Raw genomic sequence first — 4,050 nt, forward strand, 5'->3', positions numbered from 1 at the left:
AATTTTTCTTTTATTTCTTCGAGTCCTATGACTTCATTTATACCGCGAGTGATTAATTCTATAGATTCTTCAACGGTGAATTTATTATTTTCCATGTAAATTCCTTTTGCTCAAAATTTTGATTAGTATACATAATAATGTAAATTTTAATTAAAGTCAAATAAATAATTATCTTTATTTTTAAATATAAAATTGCAAAAAATTAAAAATAAATATTTTACCAAATTAAAAATTATAGGTTTTATAATTCGTTGCGTTAATATCTTATTATTGTAATAAGATATATTTTTCATATTTCCTTTATATTATATTTGCAGGGACTGTCGCTCGACAGTCTCTCTTATTTTTATTCTATTTATTAATTATAGAATTAATGCGATTTTATGAGTCTGACTAATATCTCTTCGTTTTCCATACTTTCAAAACTTCCTTCATAACCGTATTTCAAACAACCTCGAATAACGCTTTCGCAACTCGAATGCCCGCTAACCAAAACCTCTATAACGGTATTTAATTCGGTATTGTTTATTGCGACTAATTTAGCTTGAAACGAAGCTTGAGAGCATGACATTCCTCTCGTGTCTACTTTAATAACTTCTGGCATATAATTTCCTTGATGTTTAAAGAATAAAAAATATTAAAAAAATAACGGCATTTAGATATCAAACTATTATAAAATTATCATTTTTATTTTTATAACCTCTACCGCCGCTTTATATTATCATTATTCGCTTAAATTCTAATAATTAAATTCTAATAATATAAAGCGACTGTAAAGTTCGTTATATAATCTTCATACCGTTTGTTTCTGTAATTATATTTATAAAAACAACTCACGGCTGCATATTTACGAATATATCAGTTGTTTATTTCCTTCATCGTAAATCCAATAATAATACAGAATATTAAACCGATTATAACAGCCCACATTCCAAACGGCGTAGGTCCCGCCGTAGAACTTGCCAAATTAAAATTATGAGAAAATCCCGCACCAACGAGCATTCCCAAAATAAAAATTAGACTGTCCATATTGCCTTCTGCCGATTGTATTAATTGTCTTCCAGGACAACCAGCTCCCAAAGTGAACGCGAGTCCCGTTAATATCATAGAAACTATATTCCATAAAATATTCGTATGAGCTATAGGCTGATTTTCCATAGAAATATTAAATCTGCTTGTAGCTACATTTACTATAATCGCAGCAACTATAAAAGCTACGACTCCTTTAGTCATATGGAAATCTTTCATAAATATTCCGTCTCTTATTCCTCCGACTGTGCAGAATCTTGATTTTTGCGCTATGAAGCCTATTATAATAGAAACTATTAAAGATATCATTATAGGCGCTCTCATGCTTCCCGGTCCAGACTCTGAAAAGAATATCGCTCCGTTTTCGGAAAATTTTATTTTGCTTAATAATAACGCTAAAAGAATGAGTGAAATTACTATTGGAAGCAAGCCGACTAATTTGTTATTATAATTTTTTGACGCTCCCAAAGAATAATTTTGTTTCCAAAAGAAAACTCCTATTCCTCCGCCGATTATTATTCCGATAAGCCCGAATATTCCGTTAATATCTCCTCCCGCTATTCTTAAAAGAGTTCTCCATGGGCATCCCAAGAAAACTAAAGCTCCAATCATAGCGAAGAAACCTAAAAAGAATCTTATCGCTGGAGAGCTTCCGCCTTTTGGAACAAACTCTTTCGACAAAGCGGACGATATTGTGGCGCCGATAACGATGCCGATAATTTCGGGTCTTATATATTGCACAGCTGCCGCTCTATGCAATCCCAAAGCTCCCGCTAAATCTCTTGTGAAACATGCTATGCATATTCCCATATTTGCGGGATTTCCCATTACGGACAACCAAGCGGCTAAAGCTCCTATAATCGCTCCCGCCAATATGATGCCCGCAGAACTTGTGAAAAAACTTTTCTTCATTTTTCACTCCTTTAATTAAAATTTATTTTATTCTATTATAATGAAAAATATATTATTATCAATTATATTTTACTTAAGAAAAATTTGATTAAATTTAATTAAAAATCAAAATTAAAATTTGAAGCGCTAAAAAATGTATAAAATGTTTTATTTCTTATGAGTAATCATTAGCAAATCATAATAATTCTTAATAAATATTAATAATTATAATATTGACATTTTTACCGACATAAGTAAAATATTTCATTATATTTTTAATTTATTTTTTATTTTATTTATATTAAATTCGTTTAAGATTTATTTAATAAAATTTAAGAAATAAATTTTGAAGTATAAAAAATCTCATAAAAGATTTTATTTTTATATTTTTTGATTGGAGAATTAATTATGAAAAAGATATATAGAGCGGGAATAGATATCGGTTCGACTACTGCAAAAATGGTTGTCTATGACGAATCGGATAATCTTATTTTCAAAACTTATGTTAGACATAACGCCGATGTAAAGGAAACTTTATTGTCAATTCTTGAAAATTTGCAAAGCGTTCACGGAGATTTGGATTTGTCTCTTTCTATGACGGGAACGGCTGGAATGGGAATAAGCGAAAAAACGGGAATAAGTTTCGTGCAAGAAGTTATAGCTTCGTCAACGGCGATTAGGAAAATTTATCCTTACGGAAGAACTTTGATTGATATAGGCGGAGAAGACGCCAAAATAATAGTGTTTGACGACAATTTTAAGGCTGATATAAGAATGAACGGAAATTGCGCTGGAGGAACGGGAGCTTTTATAGACCAAATGGCTACTCTTTTGAATGTTCATCCTTCCGAACTTTCCACTTTATCGGAACAAGCGACTTCCGTTTATCCAATGGCGAGCAGATGCGGAGTATTTGCAAAAACGGATGTTCAAACTTTAATAAGCAGAGATATTCCAAAATCGGATATTGCTAAAAGCATATTTCAAGCGGTTGCCGTTCAAACGGTTAATACTCTAGCGAAAGGTTTTGAAATCAAACCGAAAATACTTTTTACTGGAGGACCTTTAACATTCTTGCCAGATTTGAGAATGACATTTTTAACTCTTTTAAACGCCACCGAAGACGATATGTATACTATTGAGCATCCCGAACTTACAGCGGCTATAGGAGCGGCTTTCGGAGAAAAAGAAGATAAAACTATAATATCCGTTTCGGAGTTTAAAAAATTGGTTCAAAATATTTCCGCCGAAGTGAAAATAACTAATTCAAAATATAGAGAAGCTTTATTTTCAAGCGAGGAAGAATATAATAATTGGCTTAAAGAACATGCGAAAGATAAAGTTAAATCCGCCGATGTGAAAACGGTTAATGGAAAAAATACTTTTTTAGGTATTGATTCTGGCTCTACTACTACAAAAATAGTAATCATAGACGAAGAGGGAAAAGTAGTTTTAAGACATTATAGAAACAATAACGGAAATCCCGTTGGTGCGGTTGTCGAAGGATTAACCGAAATTAAAAAAGAATTGGAAGAAAAAAATATTAATATAAATATCGCTCAAACTTCCGTGACGGGCTACGGAGAAGATTTGATAAAAGCGGCTTTCAATATGGACGAGGGAATTGTCGAAACGATGGCGCATTATAGAGGAGCGAAAGCGTTTGACGAAAAAGTAAGTTTCATACTCGATATTGGCGGGCAGGATATGAAAGCTATTTTTATTAAAGACGGAATAATAGAAAATATAGAAATAAACGAGGCTTGTTCTTCGGGATGCGGTTCTTTTATAGAAACTTTTGCAAGAGGAATGGGCTATAAAGTCGCCGATTTTGCCGATATTGCCTGCGAAAGCGTTAGTCCATGCGATTTGGGAAGCAGATGCACAGTATTTATGAATAGCAAAGTAAAACAATCTTTAAGAGAAGGCTCTTCCGTTGCCGATATTTCCGCGGGACTTGCGAAAAGCGTCACTTTAAATTGTTTCACTAAAGTATTGAAAATTACCGACACATCTATTTTGGGAGACAATATAGTCGTTCAAGGAGGAACTTTCAAAAATTCCGCCGTTCTTCGTTCGGTTGAAAAATTCTTAAATAGAAAAGTGATTCGCCCAGATATATCGGAGTTA

Annotated in this window: 3 protein-coding genes; 1 reads left to right on the plus strand and 2 read right to left on the minus strand. The window is 32.6% G+C overall.

The window, feature by feature from the left end; all coding sequences use genetic code 11:
- Window positions 1-370 precede the first annotated feature (370 nt).
- Both EZH24_RS08280 and yedE read right to left on the minus strand, forming a co-directional pair.
- Window positions 371-604, minus strand: coding sequence for a sulfurtransferase TusA family protein (locus EZH24_RS08280; protein WP_137998679.1), 234 nt, complete (start codon window positions 602-604; stop codon window positions 371-373).
- A 254-nt stretch (window positions 605-858) separates the two neighbouring features.
- Window positions 859-1,941, minus strand: coding sequence for a YedE family putative selenium transporter (gene yedE / locus EZH24_RS08285; RefSeq protein WP_137998681.1), 1,083 nt, complete (start codon window positions 1,939-1,941; stop codon window positions 859-861).
- A gap of 387 nt (window positions 1,942-2,328) precedes the next feature.
- Here yedE and EZH24_RS08290 point away from each other — a divergent pair.
- Window positions 2,329-4,050, plus strand: a 1,722-nt coding sequence (locus EZH24_RS08290; RefSeq protein ID WP_236847126.1) for a BadF/BadG/BcrA/BcrD ATPase family protein, incomplete at its 3' end; no start/stop codon positions are given.

Origin of the sequence: Brachyspira catarrhinii (genome assembly GCF_005518285.1) — a bacterium.
Classification (GTDB): domain Bacteria; phylum Spirochaetota; class Brachyspiria; order Brachyspirales; family Brachyspiraceae; genus Brachyspira; species Brachyspira catarrhinii.